The sequence below is a fragment of the Falsochrobactrum shanghaiense genome (assembly GCF_003149535.1).
Lineage (GTDB): Bacteria > Pseudomonadota > Alphaproteobacteria > Rhizobiales > Rhizobiaceae > Brucella > Brucella shanghaiense.
Window position 1 is genome coordinate 15,847 of the sequence record NZ_QGDB01000004.1, and the last position, 16,121, is coordinate 31,967.

Sequence of the window (16,121 nt, forward strand, 5' to 3'; positions counted from 1 at the left end):
TCTCATACCGCGTTGAGCAAGTCATCGAGCATGGCGTTGACGGTCATCAACACCCGGCTTGATGCTTGAAAGGAATGTTCAAGATCGAGAAGCAGCGCCATTTCCGTGTCCATATCGACACCATTGGCGTTAGAAAGCGCCTGATCAGCCTGCACGGCGACCGTCTGATTATAGGAGAACCCGCTGCTGGCAACCTGCCGTTTGCCTTCGAGCCAGCCTATAGATGAGGTGCTGTAATCCAGAAGGCTCACATTGCTATTGAGCCCAGCCAGTGCTGCAAACCCCATCGGCATCGAGAAAGCTTCGTTCAGCGCCCGCAGGCGGTCGCTGAAGCCTCCTGCATTCTCCGTATTGTAGTTATATTGCGACCCATCGCGCAAAAGAAGCGAACTGCCGCCCTCCGATGCAATGAAATCCGAAGATACCCTGATCGTCCCGGCAATACCCGGCGATGTAGCAGCGCCCGGAACATCTGGTGAGCCGGAATAGCCAAACAGTCCCGTCATATCCGGCCCCGCGCCTGCCGGGTCGCTTTCCGCGAACATAGTCACCAGCCCGCGCGCGATCTCGTCAAGCTGCATCTGATATTGCGGCGCGATCTGGTCGCGCAATTGCAGAAGGCCGCTCAAACGGCCCGTACCATACGGCTGGTCGAACGTATCGTGCGTAAGCGGCACCCCATCCACCAGCACCGGATTGCCGGCAATGCCAGCGGCCAGTCCGCCCGAAGGCTGAAAGCTGACCTGCCGCGGTGCCGTCTCAAAAAGCGTCACGCCGTTTTCGGCGAAGATGACCATGTCATTATCGCCACGTACCATGGTGGTGATGCCGATTTCACCGGAAAGCTGCTTTAAAAGCGCGTCGCGTTGATCAAGCAATTCCGAAACATCATTGCCTGAACGTGTGCCCCCGACAATCTGCTGGTTGACCTTCTCGAACTTCGACAGGACATCGTTGATATTGGCGACAGATGCCGCAATCTCATTATCCGCATCGTCGCGCAGGGCCTGCACCTGCTTCGTGCCCTCATTGAGAGCATTGGCGAGTGCGTCGGCTTTTGAAACAACACTGTCGCCAAGGGACGAATTCGACGGCGCTGCAGCAAAGGTCTGAAGCGCATCGCGCAGATCTGCGATCAGTCCCGAAGGCGAAGCGGAATAATTATCCGCCGAATAGAGCGATGAAAGGCGGTCCAGCCCGCCTGCGAGAACTGACGAAGATGACGCGACGCTGTTGGCCTGTATATAGCGGTTGAACAGCGCCTCATCCGCAGAGCGGCTGATGCCCACATAGAGAGAGCCATAAGGCCCGGATACAAGCGATGCGGTGCGCCGCGAATAATTGGGATCGTTGACCCCCGCAATATTGCGAGAGACAACCGACGTCTGCTTGGACGTTGCCGCAAGCGAGCTTTTGGCCGTCAAGAGAGCAGAACTAAGAGACATCTTTACCCCACCTTCGGATCGTCTTTGTTGCGAAGACGACCCCCATTTTGAGTTCCGCAACTCCCAAAAGGTGGCTGCCTTATGGGAGATGCTGTCTAATTACCTCTTCAAATTGACCAGAACATCCATGAGTTCGGAGCCGGTCTGGAAGACTTTTGAATTGGCCGTATAGCTGCGCTGCGCTTCGATCATGTCGGTAAGTTCCTGCGCAATGTCGGCGTTGGATTCTTCGAGCGCACCAGCGGAAATCTTGCCCATGGACCCGCTTTCAGGAAAACCGAGTTGAATATTGCCGGATTCCGCGCTTGGCGAGAACACATTGCCGCTGATGACCGACATGCGGTCAGGACTGGCGACAGTGCCCAGCGGAAGACGGTAGAGCAGCTTCTGCGAACCGTTCTCGTAGCGGGCGATAACGGAACCGTCATTGCCGATGTCCACCCGTTCGATCGAGGACGGTGCCTGACCATTAATGACCGCTTCCGAAATCGTGTATTCCTTGGCCAACTGTTTGGATGCGCCAAGATCAAGCTCCAGCATCTGCCCGTTATGGGCCTGAAGATTGACAGAAATATTGCCGCCCGACACCAATCCACCGGTCGTCTCGTCAAAAATCAGCGTCGAACCCCCGACTTGCGTACCGTCTGCGGCGTTCCGGATGGAAACGTTCCATTGGTCATAGCCATCCAGCGGCACCATCGGGCTTGTCGGATCATTGGGATCCGACAGGGTCATATCGGCAGCTCTGGTGAAATAGACGTCGAGCGTGATCTTGCCGCCAAGATTGTCATAGGCGATCAGCGATGTCTTGTGATTGAAATCACCTGCCGCCGGAATCTCATCCGTCGAAGGCAGATTGACCGTGAAATTGCCTGCGTCGCTGGGGGTTGCCACCAGATCGGACGGAGTGACGTTGACCTTCTCCAGCCCGTCAAAATCATTAGCGACCGTATTGACGTTGCCATTGGCATCCGCCGGATAGCCCATCAGGTAATAACCAGCTGTGTTGACGAGATTGCCGAACTGGTCGGGCACAAACGAGCCCGCCCGCGTCAGATAGGGCGTGCCATCGGCATTACCCACGACGAAATAGCCGTTGCCGTCGATGGCAAGATCGGTCGCCGACGATGTCGAACGGATGCCGCCCTGATCGGAAATGCCATAGCGGATATTGGTTGTCACGCTGCCGGAATTGTACTGGCCGGAGGTATTTGGCAGAACCAGCGAGGAGAACTGCGCATCGGCGCGCTTGTAGCCCACCGTGCTTGCATTGGCGATATTATCCGCCACCGCTGACAAGCGATTTGCCTGAGCATTCATGCCCGAAATACCGGTCCGCATCATACCGTAAAGGCTCATTGGCAACTCCTGAGAATTTAAGAATCCGCAGATAAGCTAACGAACCACGCTTGCGTGAAACTGTAGCCCTGGAATTTTACACTTTTACAGAGGGACGCGGACAGCTTCTTCGGGAAGGGAATGATACGAATGATCGTATGAAACCGTAAATACCCAAGGGGGAAGCAATCGAACTAAAAGGCGAGGCAGAAACGTCATTCTATATTGATGCAATAGCCAAGAAAACGCTTGGAATCGACAGGATCGAAGCCAAGACGCTCGCGCAGTTTCTTGCGCAATTTGCTGATATGGCTTTCCACGACATTCTCTTCGACTTCGCTATCGAAAATGCCGTAAATGGCGCTGAATATCTGCCCCTTATTGAGACGGCGTCCGCGATTGGCGATCAAATATTCCAAAATGCGACGCTCACGGCGCGGGAGCGGAAAGTCAACGCCATTGATCTGCGGATCGCGCCCATCGGAAAAAACACGAATCGGGCCAAGTTCCGTACCGCTTTCGGTAACACCGACCGATACACCCGCCCGGCGGCGGATTGCATTGATCCGTGCGAGGATTTCACGCACGTGCACGGGCTTGCGCACGACATCGTCAACTCCCGATTGAAACAATTCCAGCGTATGCTCAAGAGTCGGGCGATCATTGACAGCAATCACAGGCGCTTTGCAGCGTTCACGAATTCGCGCGGGAAGACTGTTCTGGGTTGCACATTCGCCGATGAGGAATGCCTCTACAGCCATGACATCCTGCTGCGAGACACTTTCCATCCACTCACCAAAATCGGCAGGCGTGAAACCCGTCGTCGTGATGCCTTCACGACCGAACAAGGACGTATATCCTTCGATCACAATATCCCTGTCATCCACGACGATAATCAACGGCCCGCCTTCCGAATCAATGAGTTAACCCAAGCAAGCAAAGTGGTAACTGGCCGAATGACTCGCAGACAATGGCAAGAAGTTGCTACCAATTAATTGGGAGGCATTTTAGGTATCTCTAAACTATGGGGAATCGCATTGATTGTATTGCGTGTATAACTTTTTATATAGAAACCTTAACTTTCGGTTAACAGATCACGGAGTTTTACGATTCATTACAAGGGCTTAAAAAGCCAACACGAAAAATATCCCTTATGGAAAACACAACTCAAGCGTGTTTACATGATTGTCACGTGCAATCAGTTGCGGGTTGCAACCCGCCATATTCGGAACATATTTGTTCAGCCGAAACAGAAGCTGCGAGCCTGTGGCGTCCAGTTTCCGAAGCCGGTAGCGACCATATTCGTCATGACGCGGCATACATATCGCTTCTGGGCCGGATCGTTATTCGGCCCGGCATGGTAGCGGGCAACCGCCATGGTCCAGTTGCCTTCCCGCTCGCGCAGACGCCTGAGAAAACGGGCGGCATAGTCCACATTCAGGCTCGGCGTGAGCATTGCCGCGACGGAGGAAAATTCCTGGTTGTGGTAATAGTAATTAATCTGCATGCAGCCCAGATCGATCAATCGGGCACCCTCGGCTCGCACCTCTGTAAAACGGCGGAGCGCCTCCACGGGTGAAGACAGGAATTCGGCCCTGCCTTCGATATTCATCGCATAAGGTTGCAACGAATTCTTGCGCCCCGTTTCGGTAAGACCGACCGCATAAAGAATGCCGAGCGGTACATCATGACGGATCGACGCCCTGTGCATCTCCCTTTCACAGATATTTTCGGCCCGAGCCGCCTGCGGATCAGACGACAATGCCGCGATTGCGGCCAGTAACACCAGCAACGGTTTCACGCTCGCCAGCCTCAGCAGCAAGGCGTTCACCGGCATTGTTGCGTCCTGTGTGGCCGGATTCACCATTCTGCCCACCCTCTCCGCTCGTAAATTGCATCTGCGGCTGGTTACGGCCACCGGAATTGTCCTGCATATTGAATGTTTGCTGGCCCGGTTGCTGGCCGCTCGCCTGCTGATGCCCCGCATTCTGGCTCGCTGACGTATATTGTGCGGGATTGGCGGCACCTCGTTCCGTCACCGTGACGCTAATCCGGCCTTCATCCCCGATGCCCGCACTTTTCAACGCCTTCTCAATGACCGTCCGATCAGCAGCAAGTGCCTCAGCCCCATGGGTCTTTTCTGCCACCAGATGCACTTCCACCCCGTCCCCCACCAGACGAATACGCGCGGTTACGGAGCCAAGCTCCACCGGGTCCAGCCGAATTTGCAGGGTTTTCACGCTGCCAAAGCTGCGTTCGGAAACAATCTGCACATCGGCAATACGCGCAGGGGCCGAAGGCTGCGCCGAGGTGGGACCGGGATTGGCCAGGTCAGCATTCCTTGCTCCCTGCTGTGACGGCTGCAAGATAGCACGGCTGGGCTCACCACCATCGACCACCGGCTGGGCGCTTGCAGGCGCATCAGCTTTCAGCAGATTGGCAATATCTGGCTGGACGCCATCAGGCGACGCGCTATTCAATGCGGGGGGCGTGTCATGGCGCGAAGCCGCTTCCGGCTTCGCCACCATAGCGACATTGAGCGCAACAGCGGCACTTACCTTCGGCTTTGGCTGCGGCTCACCATTTTTTGCAGGCATGGCATCATCGGCCAAAGGCTCTACTTCGGCAATAATCTCATCCGTATTTGCCGTTTTGCTTTTCACAGGAACAGGACCGCTGTCTTCCGCCGTCTGATCTGGCTGGTTGGTCGCCAAGGCAAGGAAGCTTTGCGGCAGAACATAGGCTGTCGCATGCTGGGGCGCTGGATTTTCGGTCTTGTCACCCTCGGCAGGCTGTTGCTCTTCCGGCTCCTCGCCTTTTGTGGCTATTTTACCTTGCGGCTTTTCCACAAGTGCGCCGAAAAGCTTTACAGGATCGGAATTTTCCTGCCCCTCATGGGTGGCCTTCACTGCAATATTACCCTGCTGCAGGCGAGAATTTTTGGCGAGAGAGGCCAGCCGCCCGGCGGAATTCAGTAAAATCTCCACGCTCATTGAATGGCCTTTCCCAGCAAAGCATCAATTTCTGCAAGTTTACGGTGCGCCCCGTCTATCGCCTTCTGTAAATCATCATCCGGCAGCGTATAGGCGGGTTTCCAGCGCGCAGATGACGACACCGGCGCAGACCCGGCGGGCATGGAGGACGCATCGGCAACCGGCATGGGAGGAAGGTCTGTTTCCCTTTGCTCTTTTTTGGCTGGCTGCACTGCTTTCGGCTTGCGTGTCACCACGAAACCAACGGCCTCCGCTGCATTGAGAAGCTGCAAGTCACGCTCATGCAAGCGATCGCGGGAAATGCGCGACAGTTCCTGTAGGGCGTTGCCTGCCGCATCGGACGCCACATCGCTTGCTGCAGCATAAAGATTGGCGAGGGTCGGATCGGTTTTCAGCCGCTCGGCAAGTTTTTTCGCTTCCTCCGACATGAAGCGGGCGCGGTCGGTTTCCCCGTTTACAAGCGCTCCGCGCGCGATCTGCAAATAGAGCGAATATTGCATGGCCGGATCGGCAAGGCCGATCAGCGCCGCCAGTTCCGCATTGCCGATACGGTCATTGAGCTTCAGGGCGGCACTTACGAAGTGCTGCATGAAATCGCGCGTGTAGGGCGAGCGCAAGAAACGTTGCAGATAGTTGCGCGAAAGCATCCGCACTTTATCGGCATCGCCCAGCCTCGCGGCAATCGGCAGCGAGCGGCGGATCGCTGCTTCCTCAAAAAGCGTACCCGGCGCCTCAAGCCGCACCTGATCAAGCCGCAGCAACGCGGTGGCAGGATCGAAAGCCGTCATCTGGCCCGCCGTCACCAGAACGATGGACGACTTCAATTCTGCTGGAACCTCCGCCGAAAGCGGCACTGAAAAGAGCTTCACCACTTCCACGCTCCGCCCGGAAGCATAAGCGAGAGCACCTTTGACAAGCTCCTGCGGCACAATATCTGCCTTCAGGCCTGTGAGCACATTGCGCACGGAATCGGGATTGCCTCCATTGAAAAGATAGATGATCGCCGCGTAAATATTCTCCGGCCTGTCCCAGAATTCCTTTGGCGCGCGCTCCATATCCGCACTGACAAAACCAAGAAGCCTGTTCAGCATCACAACCGCTTCCGGCTTTCCCGCGACCACCCGGTCCTGCAACATGCGCAGCGAACGCACGAGCTTATAGGGTTCGAGCACCGGCAAGCTACGGCTTTCCACGTCCGTTTGCGTCTGCGCATGGGCAACGCCTGCCCCGCCCGCCAGGGTGAGGCTTGCTGCAAATGCCAGAAAGGATCGGGCAAGCAAGCGCATCATGGATCGGACTTTAAGAAAATGTCGATGCGACGGTTTTCTGCGGCATTCGGATCGTCAGGATTCTTCGGCTGGCGCTCGGCATAGCCTTCCACACGCAATACGCGCTTTTCATCCAGCCCGCCACGCACCAGCATATAATAAGCCATCTGCGCGCGCGCCGAAGAAAGCCGCCAATTATCATAGGTCGCGCTCCTGAACGGGCGCGCATCCGTGTGCCCGCTGATGATGACCTCGCCCGGCTGGCGGGAAATCACCTGAGCAATGCGCTCAAGCATCTGGACCACGCGCGCGTCCGGCTTGGCCGAACCAATCGCAAACATACCGAAATCCGCCTTGTCGGTGAGCTGGATCATCACCCCGCCCTCAACGGGAACCACCGTGACGTCGGGCATAGGCTCCGCCTTTGCGGCCTTGCCGTCATCCTTTGCCGCTTCGCCTTCCGCAGCCTTTTTGAGTTCGGAAACAAGCTGTTGCTGATTGTCGGCAGGTTTTTCCGCTTCCTCCGGCTTCACTTCCATTTTGGCTTCCGCCGCTTGCGGTTGTGGCGGGGTGGTAGGTGCGGCCACCGGCGGCATCAGCTCTTCAGATGCTTTGCTCGACCAGTAATCCGGGCTGAACGGATCGCGATAGGCATCCCCCCCGTCGGCACCGGTCTGAGGCCCTGCGTCTGAAACACCGCCATCCCCCTTCGATGACAGGTTTTGCAAAACGCCTGTCTCATGTGCAATTTCCGACAGAACCGCATAGGGCTCGCGAAACATCTGCCGTTCTTCCTGTTCGCTTGGCGGAACGACAGTATCGTCATTGATGACTTTGGTGCCGTTTTCCACTGATTGGTCGCTCTCATAGCGAACCTTGCCGTTGTTTGAGTCAATATCCTCCACACCCTTGGGGCTGGAGTGCCGGTCCATCAGCTTGATGGGATTGAAATAACTGGCGACCGCGGCCTTCGTCTCCTCGTTGGCGGCGTTGATAAGCCACATGACAAGGAAGAAAGCCATCATGGCAGTCATGAAATCCGCATAGGCGATCTTCCAGACGCCGCCATGGTGACTGTCATGCTCGCCATGCCCGCCGCGCCGGACGATAATGATTTCGCGCTTGCTTTCCGGATCGACGCTCATTGAACCGCTGCCCTCAATTCTTCCAGAAGCGGCGCAATCCGCGTTTCAAGAACCCGCTCACCAAAGGAAAACGAAAGCTCATCGGATGACGTTTCAACAAAGCGGCAGCCGGATGGCAAGCGATCCGCATGATCACGCAAAGGCTGCAAAAGCTGCGCCGGTCCTGAAATTTCGGGCGCTTCGCCATCAAGGACAAGCGCACCAATCCGCGCCGCAAACTCAGATGCAGCATCGCCCTGCATTTTGCCGGCAAGAAGCGGTGCAAGAATATCCGCGATCTGGGCAGAAAAGTTGCGCTCCAGCGCACCAAGCCCATCGCTCAAGGCACTGGCGAGCAAGACCGCCTGCTCGCGTGAAAATGCGGCACGCAAATTCTCGATTTCAGCCTCATGTTCGCGCTGCAATCTTGCTTTCTCGGCTTCATATAAAGCCTCTGCTTCCCTATGGCCTTCCTCACGCCCTGCTTCGAAGGCCAGGCGCTTTTCTTCTTCCAGCGCAACCATCCGTGCAATCTCGGCCTGCTCATCCGAAGCGGTTTTTTCCGCCTCGGTGCCGGTGTTCGGCTCTGCCTGCGCACGCAAGGGACGCGGCGAAAGCGGCGCAGCGATGATTTCGACCGCATCATCGGCAATGCGATGGGTGGAAAAATCGGGAAGATGGCGGCTAAGGGCAAATGTGCTCATGGTCAGGCCGCTTCAAGCTCCGGCGTGGCGGAACGCTCGGCTGACCCGGTTTCCTGCTTCACCGCGGTTTCGTGAATCCATTGCTTGAGGACGGCGGCGACGCGCTCCTCATCCATCTCGATCATCTGCTCCAGACGCAGTTTGGCCGGCATGCGCATGCGCTGGCGCAGATCGCTGAGGCTCGTCTTCATCTGGTCGGCATAAGCTTCCGGTCCGCCGATCACAGCTTGCGTGCCTTCGCCAGCCGCTTGCGCACCGTCAACGAAATTCGGTGCCGTCACTTCGCCCGCTTCGCGAACCGCCACTTCGGTTCCTGTCTGCCGGGCATTGGGATCGCGCATCAACGGGCGCAGCCCGAACCAGATCAGCAGAGCCACCGCGCCAAGGATCGCCAAGGCGTTGATATAGCTGCCGCTCTGGCGCAGGATCGTTTCAGACCATGGCGTCGAGACTGGCTCCATATCCGTGCCCGCAGGATCAAGGAAATTCACCGCAGTCACGTTGATGACGTCGCCGCGAGCCGTATTCAGCCCGGCGGCGGTTGAGACCAGATCGCGGATTTTGGTGATCTGCTGGTCGACGAAATTGGCAGGCGCGGGTGTCGTGCCTGCGGTTTCGAGCAAGCGCGCCTGATCGATCACCACGGCGATGGACAGCCGTTTGACGGCATAGCCATCGCTGATAGTGGAAACCGTCTTGCTGTTCATTTCGTAATTGGTGAGTTCCTCGCGACGGTCGGTCTTTTCCGTGGAGCTTTCACCATTACGATTCTGGATTTCTTCCTGCGGAATATTCTGTTCGACGCCCGTAGCATTATCATTGCGCGCATTGCGTGAATCGCCGCTCTCCCGCACCACACGAACCGAACGCTCAACGCGCGATTCAGGATCGAATGTGGTTTCATTGATCTGGCGGCGGTCGGTATCGAGGCTCGCCTGAACACTGGTCTGAAAATGGCCCATGCCCAGATAGGGTGCCAGCGCCTTGCGGATGCTCTCATCCACATTATCCGCGACCTGCTGTTCAAGCGAAGCCGTCATGAGGGCTGCGCCATTGGCGGCTTCGCCAGCGGAAGCAAGCAGGCGGCCATTGGTATCGAGAACGGTAACTGCGGAAGCATCAAGCGACGGGACGGCTGCGGCAACGAGCTGGCGGATCGACTGGGCCGATTCAGCAGCAAAGCCGCCTTCAGCGCGAACCACCACCGAGGCCGAAGGCTTCTGGTCGCCGCGGCGGAACGAGCCTTTTTCCGCCAGCACGATATGCACGCGTGCAGCTTTGACGCCGCGAATGGCCTGAATCGTGCGCGCAATTTCGCCTTCAAGCGCACGAACGCGGGTAATTTCCTGCATAAAGGAAGTGAGCCCCAGCGAGCCCATATTGTCGAAAAGCTCGTAACCGGCATTGTTGGAGGTCGGCAGTCCCTTTTCCGCGAGATACATGCGCGACTGCTCGGCCTTGCCGATAGGCACAAGAATGGACGAACCATCGGATTTGACATCGAAGGGGATGCCCGCTTCGCCCAGCGCCAGCCCCATGCGGTTCACATCATCGCGCGAAAGACCGACATAAAGCGTCTCATAGGTCGGGCGGCTCAGATAAAAACTGGAAGAAAGGATCACCGCCATCAGCGCTGCCCCGACAAGCCCCAGAGCAATCAGCTTGCGCGTACCAAGCTTGCCCAGAGTTCCTGAAAGCTGTTCCAGTAATTGCCGAATATTCTGCTGCATCGAGACCACCGCCATCATGATGCGGGCAAAATAGACCGCGAAGCTTGCGCGAGGGTGGCGGCGGCAGGGTTTTTCAAAAAAGAAGGGCGCGGAATGAACCGCGCCCAGACTATTGTCGAAGCATGTCGCCCGATGTCCGGGCTGGCTGCTCGCGCCGCTATTAACGGAACAGCGACAGGATGTTCTGGTTCGACGAGTTGGCGATCGAGAGAGCCTGAACGCCGAGCTGCTGCTGAACCTGGAGAGCCGACAGACGTGCCGATTCCTTGTTCATGTCAGCGTCGATCAACTGGCCAACGCCCTTTTCGATGGAGTCGGACAGACCCGAAAGGAAGCTCTTCTGGCTGTCGATCTGCGACTTGGCCGCACCAAGCGTCGCTGCTCCATTCACGAGTTCTGCAAGAGCCGCTTCCACGGTGTCGAGAAGACCGTTCGAACGTGCGCCGGTGGTCGGATCTGGTGCACCCGCAATCGTATCGTCATCCATAGTCGATGCAAAGAAGCCATCAGCGACGATGGTCGCAACCATGGCGCTCGCATCGGTGTCATCCTTAACGACTTTGATCATATCGATGGTGACGGCCTGTTCCGACCGGTTGTACGACGAGACGATTTCGAGGTCGCCAGCCGCCGAACCATCCAAAAGGTTGGAACCTGCATAATTGGCATTGCTGATCGCCGAATTGATATTCGACACGATCGACTTGATTTCGGCCTCGATCTTAACTTTGTCGTCGGTGCTGGCACCGATCGCCGTCACCAGCTTTTCTTTAATCTGATCAACCGAATCCTTGATCTTGTTGATCGCGGAGTAAGCGGTGTCGACTTTACCGGCACCGAGGCCAAGGGCGTCCTGAACAGCCGAATTGGCCTTGTTGTCAGACTTCATCGAGGTCGCAATCGACCAGTAGGAAGCATTGTCCGAAGCTTCGCCAATACGAAGGCCGGTCGAAATACGGTTCTGCGTCGTTTCCAGCGACTTGTTGGTCGAGGAAAGCGTCTGGAGAGCGGTCAGAGCCGAAGAGTTTGTAAGAATGCTAGCCATTATTTTGCCCCTTGGGAAAAATCAAATGAGGGACAGGCCGGGCTATATACCGGCATAGCGGAGCGGCATCATGCCTGTTTCGTAGAAACCCGCTATAGCAAGTCCTTCTAGGGCCCAATTGTTAACAAATTATTAACGTGCAGAGCGGCTTCCAGATTTCCATCACGCAAATGACCGGATCAGGCTTCCCACAAGGATGTTCCAGCCATCGATCAGCACGAAAAACAAAATCTTGAACGGCAGGGAAATGACCGTGGGCGGCAGCATCATCATGCCCATCGACATGGTGAGCGTCGCAACAACAAGATCAATCACCAGAAACGGCAGCACGATCAGAAAGCCGATCTCGAAACCACGCCGCAATTCCGAAATCATGAAGGCAGGCACCAGCACGCGAAAATCGACGATGCCGTCCTCGCCGGTACGAAAGGCAGGATCGGCCAGATCCTCGAACAGGCGCAAATCCTTGTCGCGCACCTGCCCCATCATGAATTCACGGAAGGGCTGCGAAATTTCGTCAAGGGCCGCGTCCTGCGCGATTTCGTTGCGCATCAAAGGCTGCACGCCATTGTTCCATGCGCGGTCGAATACCGGCGCCATGACATAGAAGGTCATGAAAAGCGCGAGCGAAATCATCACCATGCTGGCAGGCGCGGTCTGCAACCCCAGCCCCGAACGCAACAGCGAGAAAGCAATGGCAAAGCGCGTGAAGCTCGTCACCATGATGAGAAGCCCCGGTGCAATCGACAGCACCGTGAGCAGGCCGAAAAGCTGCACGATCTGCCCGCTTGCGGCCCCGCCGCCCGCAGGCAGCAGGCTGTCGAGCGACAGGGCCTGCGCATTCGCGGCGCTCGTGAAGGCGAGCATCAGGAAAAGGCCGGGACCAAAAGTCTTTTTCATTCCACCACCAGCGCCGAAATGAAAACCCGGTCCACCGCGCCTTCCGAGCGCAGGCGCGCGCGTTCTTCAAGGTCGGCGCGCAGATAGGCAAGCCCGGCCGCACCCTGCAACTGCATGAGATTGACACTGCGCAGGAAGCTCAGGAAATCGTCGGTCACGTTTGCAGCCATTGCCGGAAGGATTTCATGGCCCGGCTTTGCAACCAGCGCAGCTTCAAGCCGCACCCATGTCGTTTGTGGAATGCCCAGATTGGTGATGATGGGTTGCAATAGCACGACATCACCTATAGCGCGCGATTCAAAACTTCCTCGCTTCGGCTTGTCTTCCTTGCCGCTCGCGCTGGCGGATTCCTGTCGCTCAACAGGGATCATTCCACCAAAGTACCAGCCCCCGCCCCCGGCGATGACGGTGAGGATGGCGACAGCAGCCAGCATATCCCTGATGGAGCCTTTTGCCTTGTCGCTCTTGTCTGATGCCGTATCGCTCATGCCTGTCACTCTGAAGCGCATCCCGAAAAGTGTGGAACGGTTTTCGGAAAAGATGCGCGTTAAAACAAAAACCTAAAGTGCAGATATGCTCCTTAGAAAGGAGAAACCTGATCGAGAATCTGCTGGCCATAAGGCGGCTGCTGAACCTCGCTCAGACGCCCGCGACCGCCATAGGAAATACGCGCCTCGGCGATCTTGTCATAGGAAATCGTATTGTTGCCCGAAATGTCGCGCGGGCGAACCACGCCCACCACATTGAGAACCCGCAACTCGTTGTTCACGCGCACTTCCTGCGAGCCGCGAATGACCATATTGCCGTTGGGCAACGTGTCGGTCACGATGGCTGCGACCTGCAGACGGATTTCCTCGCTGCGCTCGATCGTGCCCTTGCCCTTCGACTTGCTGTCTGAATGGGTGTTGACCGATGCATCCATGTCGCCGCCTGCTCCGGCACCGGAAAAGCTGCTGGTCGAAAATGCGCCGCCCGCTCCGTAAATGCCTTTTGAAACGCGCTCGCGATCCGTCTTGTTGTCCAGATTGGCCCGGTCGTTGATCGAGATCACGACCGTCAGCACATCGCCGGGTTCCGCCGCGCGCGGATCCTTGAAAAAATTGGTCGAACGCTGGTTCCACAATGAATAGGAAGCCTGGCCGGGATTGGCGGGATAGCCGCTATATCGCGAATTGTTCTCCAGCCCGAGATTGGCCGCGACCGGCGAAAGCGCGGGCGCACGGCCGATTTCTTCCGGGTGCGTGGCACAGCCTGCGAGAAGAGCCAGCGCTGCGACAGCAAGAAGGGATTTGTCGATATTTTTGCTCATTGCACCGTATTCCCGGTTTCTGCCTGTGCACGCTGGTCTTGATTGGTTGCGGGCCTTGCGGCCGTTCGCTGCGAGCCGACGATGACGCGGGCAAGCCTTGCTGCCTCTTCGGGCGGCATTTCATTGAGAATAACGCTGGAGACGCGAGGATTGAGCTTGAGCAGTAGTGCTGCCGCCGCCTCGTCACCGATAAGGGTCATCTGTGCGGCTGCCGCATCCGGTTTCATCTTGGAAATAATATCGACCAGCGAATCGCGCGCCTTGCTGACGAACTCATCGCGGCGCTTCAGCCAGATCTCATATTCCTTGCGCTTTTCTTCCAGCGCCTGCATCCGCTTCTCGACCTCGACCTTGAGATCGGCAAGCTGCTTGGCCTGAAGCGAATAGCGGGCATCGGCGGCCTGATCGTCGATATTGCCGCAAAAGGTGCGGATTTCATCGAGATTGCCCAATGGGGCAGATGTAGCGCCCCCTTGCGCAAGAGCCGGAAAACCCGTGCACACAAGAAGCGCAAGCACTGAACCGCAACGGATAATTGCTTTGGCTCTCATCATTGCACCACCAGTTCCGCGTGAAGCGCGCCCGATGTCTTGATTGCCTGAAGAATGGCGATGATGCCGGTGGGCTTCACACCGATCTGGTTAAGACCCTTCACCAAATTTTCCAGATTGGCCCCGGTCAATATACCGATCTTGGCATTCTGCTCGGCAATTCCAATCTCGGTATTGGGTTCCATGGCGGTCACGCCATCGCTGAACGGCTCGGGCTGCACGACCATCGGCGTTTCCGTCACCCGCACCGTCAGGCTGCCATGGCTGATCGCGACTTTGGAAATGCGTACTTTTTCTCCGATGACCACGGTGCCGGTGCGCTCGTCCACCACGACGCGCGCCACTTCGTCGGTGGTGATCGGCAGGCCCTCAAGCTCCGCAAGAAAGCGGGCGGCGGAAATGTTATTGGGCTTCACGAGACGGATCGTCTTGGCATCGCGTTCTCTGGCGACACCCTTGCCGTAACGGCGCTTGGCAAAAATATTGATCGTATCGGCCACGCGAACGGCAGTGGTGAAATCGGGATCGCGCAATTCGACTACCAATTCGTTTTTCTTGCCGAAATTGCCTGCAACCTCACGCTCCACCAACGCGCCATTGGGGATGCGCCCCGAAGTGGGCACGCCCTGCGTGACGCTTGCGGCATCACCTTCAGCGGCGAAACCCGAAACGATCATATTGCCCTGCGCCACCGCATAGACCTGATTGTCAGCACCCATCAAGGGCGTCATGACCAGCGTGCCGCCTTGCAGCGATGTTGCATCGCCAAGCGACGAAACCGTAATATCGATGCGCGAACCCGCACCTGCGAACGCAGGCAGATTGGCGGTAACGATGACGGCGGCGGTGTTTTTGGAGCGGGTGGCGTTGCGCGGCGCGCTGATGCCCAGATTATCGAGCATGGCGCGCATGGACTGTTCGGTGAAGGGCGAATTGCGCAGGCTGTCGCCCGTCCCCTTGAGGCCGATCACCAGACCATAGCCGACAAGCTGGTTTTCACGCACGCCCTGAATGGTGGCTATATCCTTGAGGCGCGCGACCGCGCTGCCCCTGCCAAGCTCTGCATAGGCCATTTTGGAAGGATCACCGCCAGCGCCCAGCCAATCGGCATCCGCTTCCACGGCAGAACTGAATTCCTTCGCGTTTTTCGACGACTCGTCGGCAAACCCCGTCACAGGCGAAAGAACGAGGGCCAGAAGAGCAACCAGTGTGACGCATGTTTTTTTCACTGCATCCCCACCTGAATCCGTCCATCGGCCAGCACGGTGCCGGACACGATAATGCCGCTGTCGATGTTGCGTATCTTGATGAAATCGCCCGCAGCACCCGATTCAAGCGGCGTCCCCATGGCGGTAATGGTCAACATGCCCGACGTGAAAACCAGCGGCGCGGGTACGCCGCGCTTGACCAGTGACGGCTCGGCAAGGGCTGAAACGAGGATGGGCTTGCCGGGCAGCAGCGTCTTGCGCGCGACCTTGCCTGCGGCCTGATCGGGCGAGAGCACATATTGGTTTGCCGCTGGCGCATTTATATAGAAGTTCTTTTCCAAAAGCGCGGTATCGCTCACCACCTGCCCCGGATAAACGGTTGCCGAAGGCACGACGAAAGCGATGCGGTCGGCAGCGCCCGCTCCCGAAACCGCAGACAGGACAAGAACAGCGACAAGCGCCCAGCCTTTTTTGTGCAGCAATGGTTTCGCCCGTTTCATCACCAT

At 57.2% G+C, this 16,121-nt stretch carries 16 protein-coding genes; all 16 read right to left on the reverse strand.

What is annotated here, in order from left to right; genetic code table 11:
- Positions 1-2 precede the first annotated feature (2 nt).
- Entirely contained in the window at positions 3-1,445 is a 1,443-nt protein-coding gene (flgK, locus tag DKP76_RS11015; protein WP_109706621.1) for a flagellar hook-associated protein FlgK, read from the reverse strand.
- Between the two features lie 99 nt (positions 1,446-1,544).
- Positions 1,545-2,804, reverse strand: coding sequence for a flagellar hook protein FlgE (locus tag DKP76_RS11020; protein WP_109706623.1), 1,260 nt, complete (start codon positions 2,802-2,804; stop codon positions 1,545-1,547).
- A 194-nt stretch (positions 2,805-2,998) separates the two neighbouring features.
- Positions 2,999-3,682 (reverse strand): flagellar transcriptional regulator FtcR, encoded by a 684-nt coding sequence (gene ftcR / locus DKP76_RS11025; RefSeq protein WP_109706625.1) that lies wholly within the window; start codon positions 3,680-3,682, stop codon positions 2,999-3,001.
- A gap of 341 nt (positions 3,683-4,023) precedes the next feature.
- Positions 4,024-4,494 carry a transglycosylase SLT domain-containing protein gene (locus DKP76_RS11030; protein ID WP_425349396.1) on the reverse strand — a complete coding sequence of 157 codons (471 nt, stop codon included), beginning with the start codon at positions 4,492-4,494 and terminating at the stop codon, positions 4,024-4,026.
- A gap of 40 nt (positions 4,495-4,534) precedes the next feature.
- On the reverse strand, positions 4,535-5,776 hold the full coding sequence (locus tag DKP76_RS19605) for a flagellar hook-length control protein FliK (protein WP_245410211.1): 1,242 nt from the start codon (positions 5,774-5,776) through the stop codon (positions 4,535-4,537).
- Positions 5,773-7,065: a chemotaxis protein gene (locus tag DKP76_RS11040; RefSeq protein WP_109706629.1), complete on the reverse strand. Its 1,293-nt coding sequence runs from the start codon at positions 7,063-7,065 to the stop codon at positions 5,773-5,775. Before DKP76_RS11040 ends, DKP76_RS19605 begins: the two co-directional genes overlap by 4 nt.
- On the reverse strand, positions 7,062-8,189 hold the full coding sequence (locus tag DKP76_RS11045; protein ID WP_109706631.1) for a flagellar motor protein MotB: 1,128 nt from the start codon (positions 8,187-8,189) through the stop codon (positions 7,062-7,064). The genes DKP76_RS11040 and DKP76_RS11045 overlap by 4 nt, the downstream gene beginning before the upstream one ends.
- On the reverse strand, positions 8,186-8,872 hold the full coding sequence (locus DKP76_RS11050; protein WP_109706632.1) for a hypothetical protein: 687 nt from the start codon (positions 8,870-8,872) through the stop codon (positions 8,186-8,188). Before DKP76_RS11050 ends, DKP76_RS11045 begins: the two co-directional genes overlap by 4 nt.
- 2 nt (positions 8,873-8,874) lie before the next feature.
- The gene (gene fliF / locus DKP76_RS11055) at positions 8,875-10,617 is read right to left on the reverse strand and encodes a flagellar basal-body MS-ring/collar protein FliF (protein ID WP_109707201.1); all 1,743 of its coding nucleotides are present in this window, start codon (positions 10,615-10,617) and stop codon (positions 8,875-8,877) included.
- Between the two features lie 145 nt (positions 10,618-10,762).
- Positions 10,763-11,647: a flagellin N-terminal helical domain-containing protein gene (locus DKP76_RS11060; protein WP_109706634.1), complete on the reverse strand. Its 885-nt coding sequence runs from the start codon at positions 11,645-11,647 to the stop codon at positions 10,763-10,765.
- A 162-nt stretch (positions 11,648-11,809) separates the two neighbouring features.
- The gene (fliP, locus tag DKP76_RS11065) at positions 11,810-12,547 is read right to left on the reverse strand and encodes a flagellar type III secretion system pore protein FliP (protein WP_109706636.1); all 738 of its coding nucleotides are present in this window, start codon (positions 12,545-12,547) and stop codon (positions 11,810-11,812) included.
- Positions 12,544-13,035 (reverse strand): flagellar basal body-associated FliL family protein, encoded by a 492-nt coding sequence (locus DKP76_RS11070; protein WP_109706638.1) that lies wholly within the window; start codon positions 13,033-13,035, stop codon positions 12,544-12,546. The genes fliP and DKP76_RS11070 overlap by 4 nt, the downstream gene beginning before the upstream one ends.
- Before the next feature lie 92 nt (positions 13,036-13,127).
- On the reverse strand, positions 13,128-13,856 hold the full coding sequence (gene flgH, locus DKP76_RS11075) for a flagellar basal body L-ring protein FlgH (RefSeq protein WP_109706640.1): 729 nt from the start codon (positions 13,854-13,856) through the stop codon (positions 13,128-13,130).
- Positions 13,853-14,410: a MotE family protein gene (locus DKP76_RS11080; RefSeq protein ID WP_109706643.1), complete on the reverse strand. Its 558-nt coding sequence runs from the start codon at positions 14,408-14,410 to the stop codon at positions 13,853-13,855. The genes flgH and DKP76_RS11080 overlap by 4 nt, the downstream gene beginning before the upstream one ends.
- Complete coding sequence (locus DKP76_RS11085; protein WP_109706645.1) at positions 14,407-15,636, reverse strand: flagellar basal body P-ring protein FlgI; 1,230 nt, start codon at positions 15,634-15,636, stop codon at positions 14,407-14,409. Before DKP76_RS11085 ends, DKP76_RS11080 begins: the two co-directional genes overlap by 4 nt.
- Complete coding sequence (flgA, locus tag DKP76_RS11090; RefSeq protein ID WP_109707202.1) at positions 15,633-16,115, reverse strand: flagellar basal body P-ring formation chaperone FlgA; 483 nt, start codon at positions 16,113-16,115, stop codon at positions 15,633-15,635. The genes DKP76_RS11085 and flgA overlap by 4 nt, the downstream gene beginning before the upstream one ends.
- Between the last annotated feature and the right edge of the window lie 6 nt (positions 16,116-16,121).